The sequence below is a fragment of the Bowmanella sp. JS7-9 genome, assembly GCF_004329715.1.
Lineage (GTDB): Bacteria > Pseudomonadota > Gammaproteobacteria > Enterobacterales > Alteromonadaceae > Pseudobowmanella > Pseudobowmanella zhangzhouensis.
This window is the reverse complement of the sequence record NZ_JXSY01000002.1, coordinates 226106-245779: the sequence shown is the minus strand read 5'-3', so window position 1 is coordinate 245779 and position 19674 is coordinate 226106. Positions and strand designations below refer to the sequence as shown.

General features: G+C 48.6%; 20 protein-coding genes. 14 read left to right on the top strand and 6 right to left on the bottom strand.

What is annotated here, in order from left to right; genetic code table 11:
- Nucleotides 1–13 precede the first annotated feature (13 nt).
- The 3 genes from TK45_RS01550 (at nt 14) to TK45_RS01540 (ending at nt 2615) form a co-directional block, all read left to right on the top strand.
- On the top strand, nt 14–826 hold the full coding sequence (locus TK45_RS01550; protein WP_131256858.1) for a pyruvate, water dikinase regulatory protein: 813 nt from the start codon (nt 14–16) through the stop codon (nt 824–826).
- A gap of 9 nt (nt 827–835) precedes the next feature.
- Nucleotides 836–1516, top strand: coding sequence for a DUF2461 domain-containing protein (locus tag TK45_RS01545; RefSeq protein WP_131256857.1), 681 nt, complete (start codon nt 836–838; stop codon nt 1514–1516).
- Between the two features lie 157 nt (nt 1517–1673).
- Nucleotides 1674–2615 (top strand): hypothetical protein, encoded by a 942-nt coding sequence (locus TK45_RS01540; RefSeq protein ID WP_131256856.1) that lies wholly within the window; start codon nt 1674–1676, stop codon nt 2613–2615.
- On the opposite strand, the gene TK45_RS01535 is transcribed toward TK45_RS01540, so the two are convergent.
- The 3 genes from TK45_RS01535 to TK45_RS01525 are packed head-to-tail and all read right to left on the bottom strand — an operon-like array spanning nt 2612 to nt 6055.
- Entirely contained in the window at nt 2612–3022 is a 411-nt protein-coding gene (locus TK45_RS01535; protein ID WP_131256855.1) for a CBS domain-containing protein, read from the bottom strand. The two genes, TK45_RS01540 and TK45_RS01535, sit on opposite strands and share 4 nt — an antisense overlap.
- A 6-nt stretch (nt 3023–3028) precedes the next feature.
- Nucleotides 3029–4468, bottom strand: a complete 1440-nt coding sequence (gene rmuC, locus TK45_RS01530; RefSeq protein WP_131256854.1) for a DNA recombination protein RmuC — start codon at nt 4466–4468, stop codon at nt 3029–3031.
- A gap of 54 nt (nt 4469–4522) precedes the next feature.
- Complete coding sequence (locus tag TK45_RS01525; protein WP_131256853.1) at nt 4523–6055, bottom strand: fumarate hydratase; 1533 nt, start codon at nt 6053–6055, stop codon at nt 4523–4525.
- A 135-nt stretch (nt 6056–6190) separates the two neighbouring features.
- On the opposite strand from TK45_RS01525, the gene pabB reads away from it, so the two are divergent.
- The 4 genes from pabB (at nt 6191) to TK45_RS01505 (ending at nt 9947) form a co-directional block, all read left to right on the top strand.
- Complete coding sequence (gene pabB / locus TK45_RS01520; RefSeq protein ID WP_256372523.1) at nt 6191–7567, top strand: aminodeoxychorismate synthase component I; 1377 nt, start codon at nt 6191–6193, stop codon at nt 7565–7567.
- On the top strand, nt 7560–8129 hold the full coding sequence (locus TK45_RS01515) for a CoA pyrophosphatase (RefSeq protein ID WP_131256851.1): 570 nt from the start codon (nt 7560–7562) through the stop codon (nt 8127–8129). The genes pabB and TK45_RS01515 overlap by 8 nt, the downstream gene beginning before the upstream one ends.
- A 128-nt stretch (nt 8130–8257) precedes the next feature.
- The gene (locus TK45_RS01510; protein ID WP_131256850.1) at nt 8258–9628 is read left to right on the top strand and encodes an L-serine ammonia-lyase; all 1371 of its coding nucleotides are present in this window, start codon (nt 8258–8260) and stop codon (nt 9626–9628) included.
- A 124-nt stretch (nt 9629–9752) separates the two neighbouring features.
- Entirely contained in the window at nt 9753–9947 is a 195-nt protein-coding gene (locus TK45_RS01505) for a DUF2061 domain-containing protein (RefSeq protein WP_131256849.1), read from the top strand.
- A 3-nt stretch (nt 9948–9950) separates the two neighbouring features.
- Here TK45_RS01505 and cysB read toward each other — a convergent pair whose 3' ends face one another.
- Nucleotides 9951–10925 carry an HTH-type transcriptional regulator CysB gene (gene cysB / locus TK45_RS01500; protein WP_131256848.1) on the bottom strand — a complete coding sequence of 325 codons (975 nt, stop codon included), beginning with the start codon at nt 10923–10925 and terminating at the stop codon, nt 9951–9953.
- Nucleotides 10926–11074: 149 nt separating this feature from the next.
- Here cysB and TK45_RS01495 point away from each other — a divergent pair, with 149 nt between their 5' ends.
- The 5 genes from TK45_RS01495 (at nt 11075) to TK45_RS01475 (ending at nt 15556) form a co-directional block, all read left to right on the top strand.
- Complete coding sequence (locus TK45_RS01495) at nt 11075–11752, top strand: sensor histidine kinase KdpD (protein WP_131256847.1); 678 nt, start codon at nt 11075–11077, stop codon at nt 11750–11752.
- A 126-nt stretch (nt 11753–11878) separates the two neighbouring features.
- Nucleotides 11879–12640, top strand: coding sequence for a hypothetical protein (locus TK45_RS01490; protein ID WP_131256846.1), 762 nt, complete (start codon nt 11879–11881; stop codon nt 12638–12640).
- 117 nt (nt 12641–12757) lie between these two features.
- Nucleotides 12758–13462 carry a CoA transferase subunit A gene (locus TK45_RS01485; RefSeq protein WP_131256845.1) on the top strand — a complete coding sequence of 235 codons (705 nt, stop codon included), beginning with the start codon at nt 12758–12760 and terminating at the stop codon, nt 13460–13462.
- Between the two features lie 3 nt (nt 13463–13465).
- Complete coding sequence (locus TK45_RS01480) at nt 13466–14128, top strand: CoA transferase subunit B (protein ID WP_131256844.1); 663 nt, start codon at nt 13466–13468, stop codon at nt 14126–14128.
- 75 nt (nt 14129–14203) lie between these two features.
- A complete protein-coding gene (locus tag TK45_RS01475; protein WP_131256843.1) occupies nt 14204–15556 on the top strand; it encodes a DEAD/DEAH box helicase in 1353 nt (450 codons plus the stop codon).
- Nucleotides 15557–15593: 37 nt separating this feature from the next.
- On the opposite strand, the gene TK45_RS01470 is transcribed toward TK45_RS01475, so the two are convergent.
- Complete coding sequence (locus tag TK45_RS01470; protein WP_131256842.1) at nt 15594–16520, bottom strand: electron transfer flavoprotein subunit alpha/FixB family protein; 927 nt, start codon at nt 16518–16520, stop codon at nt 15594–15596.
- The gene (locus tag TK45_RS01465) at nt 16520–17269 is read right to left on the bottom strand and encodes an electron transfer flavoprotein subunit beta/FixA family protein (RefSeq protein ID WP_131256841.1); all 750 of its coding nucleotides are present in this window, start codon (nt 17267–17269) and stop codon (nt 16520–16522) included. The genes TK45_RS01470 and TK45_RS01465 overlap by 1 nt, the downstream gene beginning before the upstream one ends.
- A gap of 180 nt (nt 17270–17449) precedes the next feature.
- Between TK45_RS01465 and TK45_RS01460 the strand changes: the two genes are divergently transcribed.
- Nucleotides 17450–19096, top strand: a complete 1647-nt coding sequence (locus TK45_RS01460) for an electron transfer flavoprotein-ubiquinone oxidoreductase (protein ID WP_254426510.1) — start codon at nt 17450–17452, stop codon at nt 19094–19096.
- Between the two features lie 133 nt (nt 19097–19229).
- A complete protein-coding gene (locus TK45_RS01455) occupies nt 19230–19625 on the top strand; it encodes an H-NS family nucleoid-associated regulatory protein (RefSeq protein WP_131256840.1) in 396 nt (131 codons plus the stop codon).
- Nucleotides 19626–19674 lie beyond the last annotated feature (49 nt).

Sequence of the window (19674 nt, the reverse complement as noted above, 5' to 3'; positions counted from 1 at the left end):
TTAAGGAGTTGTTTTGCGTAAGTCATTTTATATTTCCGACGGAACAGCAATTACCAGCGAAGTGTTTGGCCACGCATTGCTGTCTTTATTCCCTGTTCAGTTCAAACACGTAACGATTCCGTTTATTGAAACCGCCGAACAGGCACTGGAAGTGAATCAGAAAATTTCTGTAAGTTTTCAAGAAACGGGTGAGCGACCTTTGGTGTTTCACACCATCGTTAATCCCGAAGTGCGGCAAATTATTTGTCAATCGGAGGGAGTTAATTACGATTTTCTCAATCATTTTGTGCCGCAAATTGAAGAAGCCTTGGGTGTAAAAGCCAAACCAGAAAAACATCGCACCCATAGTATTCATGAAACGACTTATGATATTCGGATTGAAGCGGTTAATTTTGCGTTAGCCAATGATGACGGCTCAAATCTGAAAGACTATGGTGAGGCGGATATTATTCTGTGTGGGGTCTCCCGCTCAGGCAAAACCCCCACCAGTTTATATCTGGCATTACAATACGGGATTAAAGCGGCTAATTACCCGTTTACCGAAGATGATATGCGCGACACACTGAAACTTCCGGCTGTGTTAAAACGCTTCAAACACAAGCTGTTTGGCCTGACGATTGCTGCGCAACGTCTGCATGACATCCGCACTGAACGTCGCGCCAACAGCCGTTACGCATCTCTGCAGCAATGCCGTATTGAGTTGCGCGAAGTAGAAAACCTGTACCGTAAAGAAAAAATCCCGTTTCTTGATAGTACAGCTTTTTCCATCGAAGAAATCTCCGCCAAAATTCTCGCCATTACCGGGCTGGAACGGCGCAAGTACTGAGAACTGTATATGAGCTATTTTTCCGGGGAAACCCTGCGCTTTTTGCGCGAACTTAGCGTTAATAACGACAAACTTTGGTTTGCCGACAATAAACAGCGTTACGAACAGCACGTTCGGGAACCGGCTTTGGCGTTTATCAGCGATATGCAGAGCTGGATCAAGATGATTTCGCCTTACTATGAAGCCGTGCCGAAAAAAGTCGGTGGTTCATTGATGCGGGTATATCGGGATGTCCGTTTCAGTGCGGACAAATCGCCGTTTAAAACCAATATTGGCATTCAGTTTCGCCATGAATTAGGCAAAGACGTGCACGCCCCCGGGTTTTATTTCCATTTGCATCCCGAGCAGTGTTTTCTTGGTGTGGGCGTTTGGCATCCGGCGGCGGACGCCCTTAAGTCTATCCGCGACAAAATCGCCAATCAAAGCGCACAGTACCAGGATGCCATTACCCACCAACCATTTTGTGAGTCCTATCAGCTCAGCGGCGAATCCCTGCAGCGCCCGCCTCGAGGCTATGATGCGGCGCACCCACTGATCGAAGAAATTAAACGCAAAGATTTTATTGGCATTCAGGAGTTTGACTGGCAGCAGGCACAACAGGACGATTTATGTGAATGGGTGGCACGCCAGTATGGTCGTGCGCAACCCTTACAACGTTTTCTGTGTGACGCTCTCAACTTGAGATTTTAATGTCAAAAAATTTTACTAAAGTGCATGTTCTTTCATAGCTCCTTTTTGTAACTGTATAAAATGTATACAGTTATTTTTTTGGTTCAAAATATGCTTGTTTCTACTATGGACAATAAAATCGTTCATCCGAGCGAGGGTCCATATGGAGACGAAGCCAATGAAAATGTCATCCACACTGAAGTTAGTATTTGGTTTATCCATGTTGTTACTCGCGTCATTCACTCGCGCAGAATTAACCTGTTCAACAACAAATGCAGCCTTGCTTGGCGTAGCGGACGTTGTAGATCCTGGTACGAATTTACTCGCAAGTGGACCTATCAATCCGGGGTATTATGCAAATAGCTGCCTGATTTTCGAGGGTGAAAATGATGATGCTGGCGGATTGAGCGAACCTCACCCCAATATTGGTCAGCTCTATGACGGTTTGCTAAATGGCGAAGCATTCCAAAACGTCAATGGCGGGTCTCCATTATTTACCGGGCTTGAATTTATCGACCCAAATCAGCTACAGGATCTCGATGGGGACGGCAATTTCACTGATCCTGGATGGATCCATCTTGCCAATATTAATGATGGCAACATTAGTTACAGTAATGCTGGACCATCACCCTACATCGCGACTTCAGAGCAAATTAATATTGGTGATCTGATCAATATTACCTTCTCGTGCAACGCGGGAGACACATTTTGTAGTTGGACGCTTACACCACTGCCAGGCATTGTAGATAAAGTCCAAACCTTGCTAGGCGGCGCAACTTTTGACCATTTATTATTTTCGGTCAAAACTGGAGCCGGTCCATCTACAGGAGGGTTTGCGGTTTACGATTTCGACTTTAACCAAATCTTCGCGAACGAGTTGACTAATAATCCTCTTTCGCCCTTAACGCTGGACAACCCCTACTTGTTAAGCGGGACAATTTCTACCGGCGATTTCGTCAACGGTGAGAATAATCCGCGGGCATACTCGCACATTAATGTCTGGGCTAGAGATCCACAAAGTTCCGTGACGATTTTGATTTCTGAGCCCAAATCCTTAACGCTGCTTGTGTTAGCTTTAGGATTGCTAAGCGTTAGGCGTTTTGCCGGCAAAAAACATTAGCCGTAGGTTTTTTCAATCTGACGGAAAATATCCCGCCAGGACAGAATACCTACGCAATTACCACTGTCATTTACTACCGGTAAACAGGAAATAGTGTGGCGATTGAATAATTTAATCGCCGCCAACACGCCTGCTTCTTCATGAATGGTAATCACGTCTCGGGTCATAATCTGATGCACGCGTTTGTTCAGCGTCGCATCGTCATGAGGGTCGGCAAGCTTGGTGCCGACCCGTGGGCTTATGGCTTTGAGTAAATCCCGGTCGGACAAGATCCCCACCATCTTTTTCTCGGCCAGTACAATCAGGTGATGAAAGCGTACATTACGAAAAATGTCGTACACCACATGCAAGCGGTCATCCATTTCCACCGAGACGACCGGTGCGGTCATAATCTGTTTTACTTTCATCGGCGATTATTCCTGCTCTTCGGTTCCTGAATCGGCCTCTAACAATTTTTGGTCGAGCTTTTTACTGCTCTGCACCCCTAAGGTACGAAACTCTTCCGCGCGGCGCACCAGATTTCCCCGCCCTTCACTGAGTTTGTTCATGGCACCGTCATAACGCTTTTGTACCGTTTCCAGATTTCTGCCCAAGGTCAGCATATCTTCACTGAAGGCGACAAATTTGTCATATAAATCAGCAGCTTTCTTCGCGATTTGCTGAGCATTCTGATTCTGGTATTCATACTGCCAGATATTATTAATCGTACGCAGCGCCACCAGCAAGTTGGTCGGGCTGACCAACATAATATTATTATCCAGCGCCAATTTGACTAAATCCGGTTCTTTATCCAACGCCAGTAAAAACGCTGGCTCAATGGGGATAAACATCAGGATATAATCCAAGGTTTTTACCCCTTCCAGCTTCTGATAGTCCTTCTTACCCAACTCTTTGATATGGCTGCGAATCGAAGCCACGTGTTCGCTGAGATGCTTATCACGCAAACTATCGTCTTGCTCATTAAAGTAACGCTCATAAGCGGATAACGATACCTTGGAGTCGATGATCACCTGCTTTTGCTGAGGCAAGTCGACAATCACGTCAGGCTTAAACGCTTTACCCTCATCACTACGCAGGTGACTTTGGGTATGAAACTCATGGCCCTCACGTAAGCCGGATTGATCGAGGATTTTACTCAGCACCACCTCGCCCCAGTTCCCCTGCTGCTTGTTATCGCCTTTTAATGCTTTGGTCAGTGCGGCCGCATCTTCGGTAATGCGCTGATTTAACTCTTTAAGGGTCAGAATCTCGGTTTTTAAAGACGCCCGCTCCTGGCCTTCTTTTACATACTGGTCACTGACTTGTTTTTTAAAGCCATCAATCTGCTCTTTAAGTGGTGTCAGAATGGCATCCAGTCCCTGTTTATTGGCCTGACTGAATTTCTCGGTTTTTTGTTCAAAGATCTTATTGGCAAGGTTCTCAAATTGCTGAGTCAGGCGTTGTTCGGCCTGTTGCAACAGGGCAATTTTGTCTTCGTTAGACTGGTTGACCCCATCGAATCTGGCCTGATTGGCTTCCAGCTCTGTGCGTAACTGGGAGGCCCGTTGCTCGGCCTGTTGCCATTTACCCTGCCACTGTACCAACTCTTCACGCAACTGACTTACCTGAAGCTTTAACGGCGCTAGCTCGCCTGCCTGGCGCTCCAATTGACGCTGTTCTTCATACAGTTGATCAAGCTTTTGTTCTTTTTCCTGCAATACCGTTAGCTGTTGAGAAAGTTTATCCTGCAACTGTTGGTTATCCTGACTGAGCGCATTATTTTTACTGCGACCAATTGCAGCGCCGATACCATAACCGATCACGACTGCAAGCACGGCAGCCAGAATTGACAGTGTCGTTATATCCAGAGACATAGCGTTCCTTGTTGTTATTCTTAGAAAAAAGGGCCTGAATTCAGGCCCTTATAATTACTTAGCTTTCAGCACACTGTCCAGATCGGCAATTTTGGCTTTCCAAATCGCTGGCCCGGTCTGATGGGCATTGGCGCCCGTGCTATCTACCGCAACCGTGACAGGCATATCTTCGACTTCAAACTCATAAATCGCTTCCATACCTAAATCTTCGAACGCGACCACGCGGGACTTTTTAATTGCCTTGGATACCAGATACGCAGCACCACCTACAGCCATCAAATATACCGCATTGTGTTTGGCAATACTTTCTACCGCTGCCGGTCCACGCTCTGCTTTACCTATCATGCCGATTAAGCCGGTTTGCTCCAGCATCATATCGGTAAATTTATCCATGCGCGTCGCCGTCGTTGGACCGGCTGGGCCAACCACTTCGTTACCTACCGCATCAACCGGACCAACGTAATAAATAAAGCGGTTGGTCAGATCCACACCTTCTGGCAAACCTTCGCCACTGTCCAGCATGGTTTGAATACGTTTATGCGCAGCATCACGCCCTGTTAGCATCTTACCTGACAGTAAAATGGTCTCACCCACTTTCCAATCCTGAATATCGGCTTTGGTCAGGCCATCCATATTGACGCGGCGTGTGCCTTCTGCCACTTCCCAGGTCACTTCTGGCCAATCTTCCAGTTTGGGTGGCTTAAGCTCTGCCGGACCACTACCGTCAAGATAAAAATGCGCATGGCGGGTAGCAGCGCAGTTTGGGATCAATACCACAGGTTTGGATGCCGCATGAGTTGGCACAGATTTAATTTTTACATCGACCACTGTCGTCAAGCCGCCAAGGCCCTGGGCACCAATCCCCAATTTATTGACTTTGTCATAGATGTCGACACGCAATTTTTCTTCAGTAGTTTGCGGGCCACGGGCGATCAACTCCTGAATATCAACCGGATCCATTAACGACTCTTTGGCCAATACTGCAGCTTTTTCGGCAGTACCACCGATGCCCAGACCAATCATACCCGGCGGACACCAGCCCGCGCCCATAGTCGGCAGGGTTTTGACTACCCACTCAGCGATATCGTCACTAGGGTTTAACATCGCCATCTTGGATTTGTTTTCAGAGCCGCCGCCTTTGGCCGCAATCATCACTTCAATTTTATCGCCCGGCACCATATCGATATGCACCACGGCCGGAGTATTGTCTTTGGTATTTTTGCGCGCACCGGCAGGATCAGCCACAATTGAAGCACGCAGAGGGTTATCCGGATTGGTATAGGCACGACGGGTACCTTCATCAACCATTTGCTGTACCGTCAGGTCGTGCTTGTCCCACTGCACCTGCATACCGATTTTGACAAAACAGGTGACGATACCTGTGTCCTGACATAAAGGTCGGTGACCTTCGGCCGACATACGCGAATTAATCAGGATTTGCGCCATGGCATCTTTGGCGGCCTGGCTTTGTTCTTTGTTATACGCCTCTTCGACGGCCTTCACATAATCCAGTGGGTGATAATACGAAATGAACTGCAACGCATCTTCGATGCTATCAATGAAATCCTGTTGACGGATAACTGTCATGTTAATTCCCCGCATGGGCGGCATCCATTTATGCCAACCTGTCGTTAAAAAAGTGGCATTATGATAGCCTTGCGCCGCAGGCGTATCCAGCCTGCTAAACCAATTAACCGTAAAATTCAGACAAGAAATCAGCCAGTGCACGCCGTTCGATTAAATATTTCGCCTGACATAGAACTTTTTGAGCTATTTCAACAGATTAGTCAGCAGAGCTGGGCCATGTTGCTCGATAGTGGCAACAGTGACCATGTCAACGCCCGTTATGATCTGTTGGTGGCTGAACCGGTCAGCACTCTGGTGACCCAAGGAAATACCACCACCATTACCGATACGGCATCGAATAAAAGCATTACCTCAGATGATGATCCGCTGAACTTGCTACAGCGTGCATTAGGGCAGCATTTCAGTGGCAGTATCACGCCGGCAAACCTGCCGTTTTACGCCGGTGCGATGGGCCACTTTGGCTACGATCTGGGCAGACGCTTTGAAACATTGCCGGTTGCGGCCGAATCCCCATACATAACGCCGGATATGGCGGTGGGTATATATCGCTGGGCGATTATTAAGGAGCGCAGCAACGGCCACATATACCTGACCGGTTATTCGCAGCAGGATTTGGCACAAGCCAGTGAATGGGAAACCCTAGCCGCGAATCTGGTCGCTCGCAAAACAGCTTTCAGGTTGACCCGCCCGTGGCAGGCCAATATGAATGAAGCGCAGTACAGCCAGAAATTTAATCAGGTGCAGGATTATCTGCGCGCCGGCGACTGTTATCAGGTCAATCTGGCGCAGCGCTTTGATGCCAGCTACGAAGGCGATGAATGGCAGGCATTTTTGGCATTACGCCGAGCCAATAACGCGCCATTTTCGGCTTTTATCCGCTTGCCCGAGTCCGCAATCCTAAGCGCTTCGCCCGAGCGATTTTTACAGGTCGACAATAAACGAGTGGAAACCAAACCGATTAAAGGCACGCGCCCTAATCACCACGACGCGCATAAAGACGCGCAGGAAATTGCCCAATTGCAGGCATCAGAGAAAGATCGCGCCGAAAACCTGATGATTGTCGACCTGCTGCGCAATGATTTAAGCAAACACTGCAAACCCGGTAGCGTAAAGGTGCCGTCTCTTTTTGCGATTGAAACCTTTCCCGCGGTGCACCATCTGGTATCCACCGTAACAGGCGAATTGGCTGACAATAGCCACCCTCTAGATTTATTGCGCGGTGCGTTTCCCGGCGGTTCGATTACCGGTGCACCAAAAATCCGTGCGATGCAGGTCATTGAAGAATTAGAGCCACAACGGCGTAATATTTATTGTGGCAGTATTGGTTACGTCAGTTATCACGGCCATATGGATACCAGTATTACCATTCGTACCCTGCTGTGTGAACAAGGCAAAATTTATTGTTGGGCAGGTGGTGGACTGGTGTTGGACTCTGCAGCCGACAGCGAATATCAGGAGACCTATCATAAGGTGAATAAAATTCTGCCTGTACTGGAGAACATGGGTGGATAAAACGACGTTTTTTTCACGCTTTCACTGCCAAACCGCCCGGCATAGTGAACCAGACTATCCCCTGCGCCATAGTGCCCGCCAGGCGGCGGTTATGATGACACTTTTTGGCGAAGACGAGTTAGAAATGTTATTCACTGTACGCGCCTCACATTTACGTCACCATGGTGGGCAAATCAGCTTTCCCGGTGGCGGGCGTGAACCCGCAGATAGTGATTTACTGGCCACCGCGCTGAGAGAATGTGAGGAAGAAATCGCCCTGCCTGCCAGTCACATTACCCCGGTTGGGCAACTGAGCCCTTACAAAACAATCAGTGGGTTTGAAGTTACCCCGTTTATCGGCTGGACGGCGCAATTGCCGGCGTTAAACGCCGATCCCAGTGAAGTCGAGAGTATATTCAGCGTGCCGTTGGCCCATTTAATTCACCCGGCGAATCAGCACGTGCACTGGGTAAATCGTCACGGACGGGACTTTCCCATCTACTTTATTCCGTGGACCGACAAGTTAATTTGGGGTGCGACTGCTGCTTTTATCCGCAACCTAAGTCACTTACTCAGGGTATAATCACCCTGCATTGCCTCTGGCCTGCAACTAATCTTTACATTCCATTAACCAGCTTATCCTGCCGGTGTGCTTTTGTTGTAAGCAGACTTCATAGACAATCGGCACAATTTTAGAAAACGGAACCCTACATGATCAGCGTGTTTGATATGTTCAAGATAGGCATTGGCCCGTCGAGCTCCCATACTGTGGGCCCGATGCGCGCCGCCTGCACGTTTGTGAACGAATTAAAACAAGACGGCCTGCTGGCAAACGTCGATAGTATTGAAACAGAATTATTTGGCTCGTTAGGCCAGACCGGTAAAGGTCATGGTACCGGCAAAGCGGTGATCCTGGGCCTCGAAGGTGATGATCCGGAAACGGTCGATGTGGACAGCGTCGATGGACGCTTGGCCACCATCGAGCGCGAGCAAACCCTTAATGTGCTGGGAGAAAAGATCATTCGTTTCCCCCGTCAGGACGCAATTGTCTTCCACCGTCGCAAGTGTTTACCGCTGCACGCAAATGGCCTGACATTTCATGCTAAACAGGGTGACGTGGTACTGCGCTCGCAAAGTTATTACAGCATTGGTGGTGGCTTTATTCTTAAAGAAGAGGAATTCACCAGCCAAAAACAGGAAGCGATCATCAATGAAGTCGATGTCCCCTTCCCGTTTGACAGCGCCGCCGCGTTGTTGCAGCAATGCAAAGATAACGGTCTGAGTATCAGTTCACTGATGATGCGTAATGAACGCTCGTTACGCAGCGAAAAAGACATCAAGGATCAACTGTGGCATATCTGGCAGGTAATGCTGAGCTGTATTCAGCGCGGTATCGATACCGAAGGCGTATTACCCGGTGGCTTAAAAGTGATGCGTCGTGCACCGGGCCTTTACCGCCGTCTGGTCAGTGAACATAGTGCCGATCCGATGCAACCAATGGACTGGATCAACCTGTTTGCACTGGCAGTTAACGAAGAAAACGCAGCCGGTGGCCGCGTCGTCACCGCCCCGACCAACGGCGCGGCAGGAATTATTCCCGCAGTGTTACGCTACTTTGATCAGTTTGTCCGCCCGGTAGACCACAACACGGTCGCCCGTTATTTCCTGACCGCCGCCGCCATTGGTATCTTATACAAGAAAAATGCCTCGATTAGTGGCGCCGAAGTGGGCTGCCAGGGTGAAGTCGGCGTGGCTTGTTCTATGGCTGCCGGTGGTCTGTGCGAAATCTTAGGCGGTTCAATTTCCGCGGTAGAAAACGCAGCTGAAATTGGCATGGAGCACAACCTTGGCCTGACCTGTGATCCCGTCGGTGGCCTGGTACAGGTACCTTGTATCGAGCGTAATGCCATGGGCGCTATAAAGGCCATCAATGCGGCGCGTTTGGCGCTGCGCGGCAGCGGCGACCACAAAGTATCCCTGGATAAAGTGATTAAAACCATGTGGGATACAGGTAATGACATGAAGTCTAAATACAAAGAAACCGCCCGTGGTGGTCTCGCCGTCAATATCATTGAATGCTAATCAAAAAGGCCGCCAACGCGGCCTTTTTTAATTCACTTAAATCTATTATCAAAATCCAATCAATTCATTCGATTGAATATAGATGCGCCGTTATGCTTAGCTAAATCTTGATTGGAGAGCCCGGATGAAAACTCTTACCTTTGCCCTGACCCACTTTAGCGTCGCGTTTTGCGTGGCTTATTTGCTAACCGGAAGTATTTGGGTTGGTGGATTGTTGGCGCTGATTGAACCGGCGATCAACACGGTTGCCTATGCCATTCATGAAAAAATCTGGGAAAGCCGGGCGCAGCGCAATCGGCATGCGCCCTTATCAGCCTGACGCTTAACGAACCGGTAAGGTCAGCTTTTTAAACATGGCTTCAACATCGTCATTGTTTTTCAGCATGCAGGCACGCTCTACCACCTCTTTGGTCAGATGTGGGGCAAAACGCTCGATAAAATCGTACATATAGGTACGCAGGAAGGTTCCTTTGCGGAAACCAATTTTGGTGGTGCTGTAGTCAAACAAATGACTGGCATCAATGCGCACCAGATCCCCATCAATTTTTTCATCTACCGCCATGGATGCGATAACTCCAATCCCCAGGCCTAGACGCACATAGGTTTTAATCACATCCGCATCGGTGGCGGTAAAGGAAATTTTCGGCTCCAGTCCTGCCGCGCTAAATGCGCGATCCAGCTCACTACGGCCGGTGAAACCGAATACATAGGTGACCAACGGATACTGAGCTAAATCTTCAATACTGATGCTTTGCTTTTTCGCCAATGGATGGTCTCGATTCACTATCACGCTGCGATTCCAGTGATAACAGGGCAACATAATCAGATCGTGATACACATGCAGCGCTTCGGTGGCGATAACAAAATCCGCTTCACCCTTTGAGGCTAAGTCGGCAATTTGGCTAGGCGTGCCCTGGTGCATATGCAGGGATACGCGCGGGAATTTTTCCATAAATCCGCGGATCACTGGTGGCAGCGCATAGCGCGCCTGAGTGTGGGTGGTGGCAATGTTGAGTTTGCCCTGATCCGGCAACGTGTGCTCACGGGCTACCGACTTAATGCTCTCTACTTTCGCCAGGATCTGCTGCGCGATGTGAATCACTTCCTGCCCTGCGTCGGTGACATGGGTCAGGTGCTTACCGCTACGGCCAAAAATCTGGATCCCCAGTTCGTCTTCCAGCATGCGCACCTGTTTACTGATCCCAGGTTGCGAGGTAAATAAGCTTTCAGCAGTGGCGGATACATTGAGGTTGTTGTGTAAGACTTCTACGATGTATCGTAGTTGCTGAAGTTTCATAGTGCGCAGTGTTCCGTTTATTCAGTTTTCTTATGCACGATATATATACCGATGCACTGGTTAATTCCATAAAATTTTGTAAATCCTTATAAACTTAATCAAAATGGTTATAAGTAAAACGTTCCGTAATCGACTCGCCGGAGATTTAAATGGCTGATTTTTCGATGATTCTCGCAGCCGCAGTACATGATATGAAAAACTCCCTGAGTCTGATGATGGGGAGCATTGAAGAAATTGCTGAAGAACTGGAACATGCTACAGACGAACAAAAGCGGAAAATCAATTCACTGCACTATGAGGCTAACCGTCTTAACACCAGTATGGTGCACATCCTGTCCCTTTACCGTGCACAGGAACTCACACTGCCGATCAATCTGGATGAACACTATCTGATTGACCTATTTAACGATATCCAAACCGCCAACGCCCCGTATCTACGCATGCGAGGTATTACCCTTGAAATTGACGTCCCCTCTGATTTGAGTGCGTATTTGGATTATGACCTGACCTTTGTACTTCTGAACGATATGGTGATTAACGCCATGCGTTATTGTCGCAGCCGCATTCGTCTGCATGGCAGCATTGATGGCCAATATACCCTTATTCAGGTTGATGATGATGGACCAGGCTACCCACAGGCCATGCTCGATAGTGCAGAAATGGATATGCAGCAGGTCGAACTCAGTAGTGGTCGAACCGGGCTGGGAATTTATTTTGCACGCATGATCGCTGAGGCGCACGAAATCCATGGCCACAACGGGAAAATCGCCCTGCAAAACGCTGGTGATTTTAACGGCAGTCAGTTCAGCCTGTGGTTGCCGCGCTAGACTTAAGTGCTTGAGCGGATTAAATTAACGCCAGTAAATTAACATAAAGTTACGTACTGTTTGTGTCGATAAAAATAATATGAATAAATTTGTGCACACTGCGCCTTTCCCGGGAACCGCTCAGTAATGGGTATATCAATCGTTGTAGGCCTGACCCTGTTGCTGGTGTTGGTGGTCATATTTATCAATGCCTTACAGCAAAACAAAGAGCGCCTCGAAGCGGAGCGTCGTGCTGAATTGGCTAAACACAAAGCCGTTATTGATGAAACTGACGATGTATTGTCAGTGGCCGAACATCTGCCCGTCTCTAACCGCCTACGAGTTATCCTGCATAACCGGATTATCAATGCGCTGAAAAACAGCCTCGAACTACAAGCCAGCCCGGATATGCGCCGCCGCGTCAGTGAACTGGAGCAAACCAATAAATCGATTAATCTGGATGAGCCGTTAACCGTTGATGGTTTTACCCTGCCCGAGCATGAAAAGCAGATCATTGCGCTGATTCAGGGCATTAAGAAATTACGCATGATTCTGCGCAGCGAGTTAAATAAAGCGCGGATCGACAGTAACTTATACAGTTATGAAGACGGTATCCTGACCCGCTTCCAGTTAGTGGTGAATATCGATACCCTGATTCGCCGCGCCAAATCCGCCTTAGTGGCCGGTATGCAAGGTTCAGCCCGACAATATTTGGAAAAAGGTCTCGCCGCGCTGAACGCCCGCAAAGGCCAAGATCCTTACGTTGACACCAAAAAGACCGAGATTACCAAGTTACTGGCAGATATGGACGAAGCTACCCGCGCGGATCGTGCTGAGGATCTGCGTCGTCGAATCGAATCAGAAAAGAACGAACTGGATGAAATTTTTGCGCCCAAACGTAAGTGGTAACCCCTGCTGCAAATTTTCTTTACATCCTCATTGTAATTAAATCTAAAGCACTATACCCAACCCGGTTCAAATCCCTTAACCTCGCGCTAACTAATCGTTAACACAAGAGGAAGCTTCGTGGCTGGATTTGACAAAGTAGTCACAACCTATGAAGAGGCGATGGCAGGTCTGACAGATGATATGACCATTATTGCCGGAGGCTTTGGGTTGTGTGGGATCCCGGAAGGGTTGATTGCACAAATTAAAAAAATGGGTACTAAAGGCCTGACCGTAGTGTCCAACAACTGTGGCGTCGACGGTTTTGGTCTGGGCCTGCTGTTAGAAGATAAGCAAATCAAGAAGATGGTGTCATCCTACGTGGGTGAAAACGCCCTGTTTGAACGACAATTGCTCAATGGTGAGTTGGAAGTCGAACTCACACCACAAGGCACCCTGGCTGAAAAAATGCGTGCAGGTGGTGCAGGCATCCCAGCCTTTTTCACGGCCACCGGCTACGGCACCCCAGTGGGTGATGGCAAAGAAGTGCGCGAATTTCATGGTCGTCCTTATATTATGGAAGAGTCTATCACCGGTGACTTCGCCATCGTGAAAGCCTGGAAAGTCGATCGCTACGGTAACTGTGTGTATCGTCACACTGCGCAAAACTTCAACCCTATGGCGGCCACAGCAGGCAAAATTACCGTGGTGGAAGCAGAAGAGATCGTCGAACCCGGCGAACTGTCTCCCAGCGAAATTCATACCCCTGGCATCTATGTAAATCGTGTTATTCAGGGCACGTTTGAAAAACGCATTGAACGCCGCGTAACCCGTAATAAGGAGTAAATCATGGCATTAAGCAGAGACCAAATTGCCATGCGCGTGGCGCAGGAATTCAAGGATGGAAATTACGTCAATCTTGGCATTGGCATCCCTACTCTGGCGGCCAATTACGTACCAGATGGCATCAGTGTGATGCTGCAGTCCGAAAACGGTTTGCTTGGCATGGGGCCGTATCCCAGCGATGAGCAAGTCGATGCGGACATGATTAACGCCGGTAAAGAAACGGTAACGGCGATTACCGGCGCATCAATTTTCAGCTCAGCAGAAAGTTTTGCCATGATCCGCGGCGGTCATGTGGACGTTACGGTATTAGGCGCATTTGAGGTGGATGCCAATGGCAATATCGCCAGCTGGATGATCCCGGGCAAACTGGTCAAAGGCATGGGCGGCGCGATGGATCTGGTAGCAGGTGCAAAAAATATCATCGTTACCATGACTCATGCGGATAAGTACGGTAATTCTAAGCTATTGGAAAACTGTAGCCTGCCACTGACTGGGGTAAATTGCATTAACCGCATCATTACCGATCTGGCCATGCTAGAGGTCAAAGATGGCGCATTTTATCTGCGCGAGCGCGCACCCGGTGTCAGCGTCGAGGAAATTCAGCAAAAAACCGCCGGCAAGCTGATTATTGAGGGCGACGTCCCAGAGATGAATCTCCCCGCCTAATCCGCAGCGAAGCTATAACTGGCGCCCGTATCTGAGTTATACTGGCGTCAGTTTTATTTTTTCGCGGACTCACTTTTGTTATTTACCGACTTACCGCTGGATCATCGTATCCAACGCTTTATTCAAATCAATAATCTAACCGCCCCCACCGAGATACAGCAACAGGCGATCCCTCATGCCTTGCTGGGTAAGGACTTAATTGCCTCATCCAAAACCGGTTCGGGTAAAACCTTTGCGTTTTTATTTCCCGCATTGCACCGGATATTGAAAAATAAAGCCCTGTCGAAAAATGATCCGCGGGTGCTGATCCTCGCGCCGACCCGCGAACTGGCGAAACAAGTATTTAATGAACTGCGCAAACTGCTAAATGGCATGCCGGCCACCGCTGCACTGATTGTCGGTGGAGAGAACTTTAACGATCAGGTCAAAGCACTGAAACGTAATCCCATGTTTGTGGTGGGAACACCTGGACGGGTAGCTGACCACCTGACTGACCGCAGCCTCTTCCTCAACGGTCTTGAGTTACTGATAATGGATGAAGCTGACCGAATGCTGGATTTAGGTTTTAGCGCCCAGCTAAAACAAATCGATCAGGCAGCTGACCACCGTAAACGCCAGACTCTGATGTTCTCTGCCACGCTGGATAACGCTGAACTGCACTACTTAACCCAGAGCATGCTTAAAGGCCCAAAACGCATTAGCATCGGTAGCGCCACGGAAGAGCATCAGGACATACAGCAAACGTTCTACTTTGCCGATCATTTCGACCACAAAAAAGCCCTGTTACTGCACCTGCTAAAAGACTGTGGTAACAAACAGGCAATTGTATTTACCGCGACCCGTGAACACAGTGAATCATTGGCGGCTTTGTTAAGTGAAGAAGGCATGCTGGCCATCGGCCTCAGCGCAGGATTAACTCAGGGCCAGCGCAATCAGGTTATGCAGGAGTTTGGTCGTAACAAACATCAGGTTTTGGTGACCACCGATGTAGCATCGCGCGGTCTGGATATCCCTAATGTCGCTTTGGTGATTAACTTTGACCTGCCCAAATTGCCGGATGAGTATGTACACCGCATTGGTCGTACGGGCCGCGCCGGTAACAAAGGTCTGGCGTATTCACTGGTAGGTCCCAACGATTATAAATCGTTTGTGGCGCTTGAAGCATTCCTGCAGCAAACCTGCCAGTTTGGCAGTGTCGAAGGCCTCAAAGCCAAATTCAGAGGCTTTAATACTAAGATAAAAGAAGCCAAGGGCGACGGCAGCAAAGCCAAAGCTGCGGGGAAAGCAAAAGCAGCTGTTAAACCGGCCAAACGCGTGAAAACCATGACTGGCGTGGATATTGGTGATGCGCCGATGATGCGCAAACGCAAACCTATCGAAGAAGAAATCGAGTCCGATCCGGATGTGTACGAGTCTGACGACGAATAAGCATTAAAAAAGGCCGCAATTGCGGCCTTTTCAATTTTTACAACGCGTTTTCCAACTCTGGCAGGATAGTAAATAAATCCCCAACCAGACCATAATCGGCCACCTGAAAAATAGGAGCTTCTTCATCCTTGTTGATGGCCACAATCACTTTCGAGTCCTTCATCCCGGCTAAATGTTGAATTGCGCCGGAGATCCCTACTGCAATATACAAATCAGGCGCGACAATTTTACCTGTCTGGCCTACCTGCATATCATTGGGCACAAATCCCGCATCTACTGCAGCACGGGAGGCACCAATGGCTGCGCCTAATTTATCTGCGATGGTTTCCAGCAGTTTGAAATTGTCGCCATTTTGCATGCCACGACCACCAGAAATCACCACACGCGCAGCAGTCAGTTCAGGACGGTCAGATTTAGTCAACTGCGCAGAGACAAAGGCAGATTTATCCGTGTTAAATACCGCATCCAGGTTACTCAGCGGCGCATTGCCACTCATATCAACCGCATCAAACGCGGCGGTACGAACCGTGATAATTTTCTTCGCGTGCATTGCCTGCACCGTCGCAATAGCATTGCCTGCATAGACAGGACGCTCGAAGGTATCCGCACTGATGACTGCGGTAATATCAGAAATCTGCGCCACATCGCACAACGCCGCAACACGAGGCATAAAATTCTTACCATCTGTAGTAGCAGCGGCCAGAATGTGACCGTAATCACCCGCCAGTGACACCACCAGATCCGCGATGTTCTCTGCCAGCATATGCTCATAGGCGGCGTTATCTGCCACCAATACCTGGCTTACACCCGCCAGTGACTGTGCTTGCTTAGCCGCCTCAGCACAATTGGCACCGGCCACCAAAACATGAATATCACCACCAATTTTTGCCGCGGCTGCGACAACTTTCGCCGTGTCGGCTTTCAACTGATGGTTGTTGTGTTCAGCAATTACCAGAATTGTCATCAGATCACCTTCGCTTCATTTTTCAGTTTATCCACCAGTTCGGCAACGCTGGCGACTTTAATCCCGGCCTGACGCTGGGCTGGCGCTCTAACGCTGAGAAGTTTAACGCCCGCTGTCATATCGACGCCCAACTCGCCGGCATCAATCTCATCCAACGGTTTACGCTTAGCTTTCATGATATTTGGCAGACTCGCGTAACGAGGTTCATTCAGGCGTAAATCTGTGGTCACAATGGCAGGCAGACTCAATGCAACGGTTTGCAATCCACCATCGACTTCGCGGGTCACGCTAACTTTACCCTCAGCAACCTTTACTTCAGAGGCAAAGGTGCCCTGTGGCAAACCACACAATGCAGCCAGCATCTGACCTGTCTGGTTGTTATCCGCATCTATAGATTGCTTACCCAGAATAACTAACTGAGGCGCCTCTCGCTCCATCACTTTTTGCAGCAGTTTAGCCACTTGCAATGAGTCCGGCATCACGTCGGTATGCACACGGATAGCGCGATCTGCACCCAGCGCCAGTGCGCCGCGCAACTGTTCCTGCACCACCTGTGGGCCGACCGACACTACAACCACTTCTTCGGCAATGCCGGCTTCTTTAAGACGAATCGCCTCTTCTACAGCGATTTCACAGAAAGGGTTAATCGCCATTTTGCAGTTGGCCAGATCTACATCGCTGCCATCGGCCTTCACGCGTACTTTTACGTTGTAATCAATTACCCGCTTAATCGGGACCAGAATTTTCATATTCACCTCAATCGGCCGTTATCCTGTCAACCTGCCGATGCACTGCTACAGTGAGATCAGTGAGGGAAATCGACAGGTTCCTGTTGACGTAAACGTAAACTATTTCTACCCTAGCCCGCAACTTTTGCTTCACATCTGTTTTTCAAAAAAGGTGTGTTTTGTTTACAAGGTGACGTTGTGATTGAACGTGAATCAATGGAATTTGATGTTGTGATAGTCGGCGCTGGCCCTGCGGGGTTATGCAGCGCTATCCGACTGATGCAATTAGCCCAGGCCGACAACAAAGAGTTAATGGTCTGCGTGGTAGAAAAAGGCTCTGAAGTGGGCGCGCATATTTTGTCCGGCGCGGTAGTCTCTCCGCGAGCACTTGATGAATTGCTGCCTAACTGGCGGGATGAAGCGCCCCGGGGTCAGGCAGTCACTGCCGATGAAATTTATTTATTAAAAGACGCCGAAAACAGCTGGCAAGCGCCCCCCGCATTAACGCCACACACCATGCATAATCAGGGCAATTATATTATGAGCATGGGTAATATGTGCCGCTGGCTGGCGCAGCAAGCTGAAGCGCTGGGGGTAGAAATATTTCCTGGTTTTGCTGCGGCCGAGGTGTTTTACAACGACGATGGTGCCGTCGGTGGTGTGATTACCGGCGATATGGGCGTCGGTGCCGATGGCGAGCCAAAAGATGGCTTTATGCCGGGTATGATATTAAAAGCCAAATACACTATTTTTGCTGAAGGCTGCCGTGGCCATCTGGGCAAACAGCTCATGGCACAATTTGAGCTGAATAAAAATACTGCTCAGCCTCAGCACTATGCCATTGGCTTTAAAGAAATATGGGATATCCCGGCTGAGCAACATCAGCCTGGTCTTGTGGTACACACCGGTGGTTGGCCCTTAACCGATGCCAGCGGCGGAGGTTACCTGTATCACGCCGAAGATAATCAGGTCTGGGTGGGTTTGATTATTGACTTAAATTACCGCAATCCGCATTTGAGTCCGTTTGATGAATTCCAGCGGTACAAGCACCACCCGCTGATCGCCAATACCCTGAAAAATGGTAAACGTGTCAGTTATGGGGCCCGGGCTATCGCCAAAGGCGGTTTAAACAGTCTACCCAAAATGACCATGCCGGGTGCTATATTGGCAGGCTGTGAAGCCGGCACGCTTAATTTCTCCAAAATTAAAGGTAACCATACCGCGATGAAATCCGGCATGTTGGTGGCGGAGTCAATTTTCACCGCCCTTCAGGCCAATCGGGCAAATGATGAAATCAGCGACTTTGACGATAAATTTAAAGCGTCCTGGTTATACGATGAATTATACCGTTCACGTAATTTCGGCGCGGTGATGCATAAATTTGGCAGTAAATTAGGTGGCGCATACAACACCATCGATCAAAATTTATTTGGCGGTAAGCTGCCATTTAATTTTATTGACCTAGGTTCTGATCACGCTCAGCTAATTGCGGCACGACAAATGCCCCAAATTGCGTACCCAAAACCAGATGGGGTTTTAAGTTTTGATAAACTATCTTCTGTATATATTTCAAATACTAACCACGAAGAAGATCAACCCTGCCATTTGCGCCTGCAGGACAGCTTAATTCCTGTGCAGCAAAACCTGCCGGAGTACGACGAGCCTGCGCAACGCTATTGCCCGGCGGGCGTTTATGAAATCATCCGTGAAAACGACGGACAACCTCAGTTACAAATCAATAGCCAAAACTGCATTCACTGCAAAACCTGTGATATTAAAGATCCTGCGCAAAATATTAACTGGGTTGTACCTGAGGGCGGCGGCGGGCCCAACTACCCTAATATGTAATGAAATAACATTGATATAAAAACGTCCTACGGGGCGTTTTTTATTGCAATTAAAATAATTTAAATATATTTTTTAATCTGTTTTACCAACAATTTATTAATTCACTAAAAATATTGATGCAGGATCACGATTAATGAACGACTTTATTGCAGTTTTAACCCATGGACGAAAATTACAGGGAGCAGTAAAAGAGTTATCTATTGATGAGTTAGAGCAAGTAGCAGAGAAACTTGCGCGCATTATCGAAAATCGTAAAGAAAAAGAAGCCGCTGCGTTTGAAGCTGAGAAAGCGCGTCTGGCTAAAATCGAAGAAATTACCCGTCAGTTAGCCGAAGCTGGATTATCGGCGGATGATTTAAAATCGGTAGCTGCACCCAAAGTTCGTAAGAACAGTGGTCAAAAGCGCCCGGTAAAATACAAGTTAACTGATGCCAATGGTGAGCATACCTGGACTGGTATCGGCCGTATGCCTCGCGTATTCGCTGATGCGTTACAAGCTGGCAAAACCCTTGAACTATTTAAAATCTAAACTGTGATTTGAATAAAAAAGCCGCATTACGCGGCTTTTTTTATACCTA

What these genes read in the sequence shown, in the direction of transcription:
- TK45_RS01545 (WP_131256857.1), top strand. Translation starts at nt 836, where the DNA reads ATGAGCTATTTTTCCGGGGAAACCCTGCGCTTTTTGCGCGAACTTAGC.
- TK45_RS01540 (WP_131256856.1), top strand. Translation starts at nt 1,674, where the DNA reads ATGAAAATGTCATCCACACTGAAGTTAGTATTTGGTTTATCCATGTTG.
- TK45_RS01535 (WP_131256855.1), bottom strand. Translation starts at nt 3,022, where the DNA reads ATGAAAGTAAAACAGATTATGACCGCACCGGTCGTCTCGGTGGAAATG.
- rmuC (WP_131256854.1), bottom strand. Translation starts at nt 4,468, where the DNA reads ATGTCTCTGGATATAACGACACTGTCAATTCTGGCTGCCGTGCTTGCA.
- TK45_RS01525 (WP_131256853.1), bottom strand. Translation starts at nt 6,055, where the DNA reads ATGACAGTTATCCGTCAACAGGATTTCATTGATAGCATCGAAGATGCG.
- TK45_RS01510 (WP_131256850.1), top strand. Translation starts at nt 8,258, where the DNA reads ATGATCAGCGTGTTTGATATGTTCAAGATAGGCATTGGCCCGTCGAGC.
- TK45_RS01505 (WP_131256849.1), top strand. Translation starts at nt 9,753, where the DNA reads ATGAAAACTCTTACCTTTGCCCTGACCCACTTTAGCGTCGCGTTTTGC.
- cysB (WP_131256848.1), bottom strand. Translation starts at nt 10,925, where the DNA reads ATGAAACTTCAGCAACTACGATACATCGTAGAAGTCTTACACAACAAC.
- TK45_RS01495 (WP_131256847.1), top strand. Translation starts at nt 11,075, where the DNA reads ATGGCTGATTTTTCGATGATTCTCGCAGCCGCAGTACATGATATGAAA.
- TK45_RS01490 (WP_131256846.1), top strand. Translation starts at nt 11,879, where the DNA reads ATGGGTATATCAATCGTTGTAGGCCTGACCCTGTTGCTGGTGTTGGTG.
- TK45_RS01480 (WP_131256844.1), top strand. Translation starts at nt 13,466, where the DNA reads ATGGCATTAAGCAGAGACCAAATTGCCATGCGCGTGGCGCAGGAATTC.
- TK45_RS01470 (WP_131256842.1), bottom strand. Translation starts at nt 16,520, where the DNA reads ATGACAATTCTGGTAATTGCTGAACACAACAACCATCAGTTGAAAGCC.
- TK45_RS01465 (WP_131256841.1), bottom strand. Translation starts at nt 17,269, where the DNA reads ATGAAAATTCTGGTCCCGATTAAGCGGGTAATTGATTACAACGTAAAA.
- TK45_RS01455 (WP_131256840.1), top strand. Translation starts at nt 19,230, where the DNA reads ATGAACGACTTTATTGCAGTTTTAACCCATGGACGAAAATTACAGGGA.